Source organism: Nonomuraea sp. MG754425 (genome assembly GCF_021699195.1).
GTDB lineage: Bacteria > Actinomycetota > Actinomycetes > Streptosporangiales > Streptosporangiaceae > Nonomuraea.
Genome location: NZ_SSXE01000446.1, coordinates 1 through 865, shown reverse-complemented (window position 1 = coordinate 865; position 865 = coordinate 1). Strand labels below are relative to the sequence as shown.

Genomic DNA, 865 nt, shown 5'->3' with positions numbered 1-865 from the left:
GTCAGGGACCTCGCCGCGAGGCTCGACGCGCCCGCCGAGCCCTACGTCCGGCAGCGGCTGGCCAGGGCGTCCGAGTACGCGCTGGTCGTCATCGACGCCGTCACCGACCGTCTCCTCGAAGGCGGCGACAACCTGCGCGGCTGGTCGGTCTCCGGCCTGCGCGAGTGGCGGGAGGCCGCCGGCTACGCCACGCGCGACCCCGCCCGATGGACCCAGCCGCCGGTGGCCGGCGGGCGCGCCCCGCTCGCCGAACGCCTCGCCGAACGGCCCGGCACGCCGCCCGTCGAGGAGGAGACCCTCGGCGACCTGCTCTGGTACGCCGACCTCGCCGACGCGCTCGCCCAGCTCAACGGCCATGACATGGCCTGGCTCGACTACGGCCCCCGCTACCCCTACATCGACTGCGACCCCGCCCCGGACGATCCCGACCAGTTGCTTCCCGCCCTCGACTCCATCCCGTCAGCCCTGGCCGGGGCGGCGCAGATCGTCTCGTTCGGCGTCCGGCCGCCCCGTGACCGCCGCTCCTGGGACGACCTCACCGACCGGCTCGCCGACCTGGGCGCCGCCCAGGGGCTCACCAGCGCCTTCCCGCTCCCCGAGCCGCTGATCGCGCTGGACGGCTCCACCCTGCCCGGCACCCGGCTGCGCGTCGAGTTCGCCCGCCAGGCCCGCACGCTCACCCAGTGGGCGACGTACATGGGCAACTGCATCGCCTCGCTCCCCTACGTCGAAGCGGCCGAGCAGGGCAGGTCCGCGCTGGCGGCGCTGCGCGACGAGAGCGGCCGGCTCGTCGTCAACATCGAACTGGAGCTGCACGCGCGCGGCTGGCGGATCGCCGAGCTCCGCGCCAGGTTCAACGCCGCCC

At 75.4% G+C, this 865-nt stretch carries 1 protein-coding gene; it reads left to right on the top strand.

Annotated elements, in window-relative coordinates:
• A partial coding sequence (locus FAF44_RS53405) for a hypothetical protein (protein WP_237111154.1) occupies positions 1 to 865 on the top strand: 865 nt, incomplete at both ends.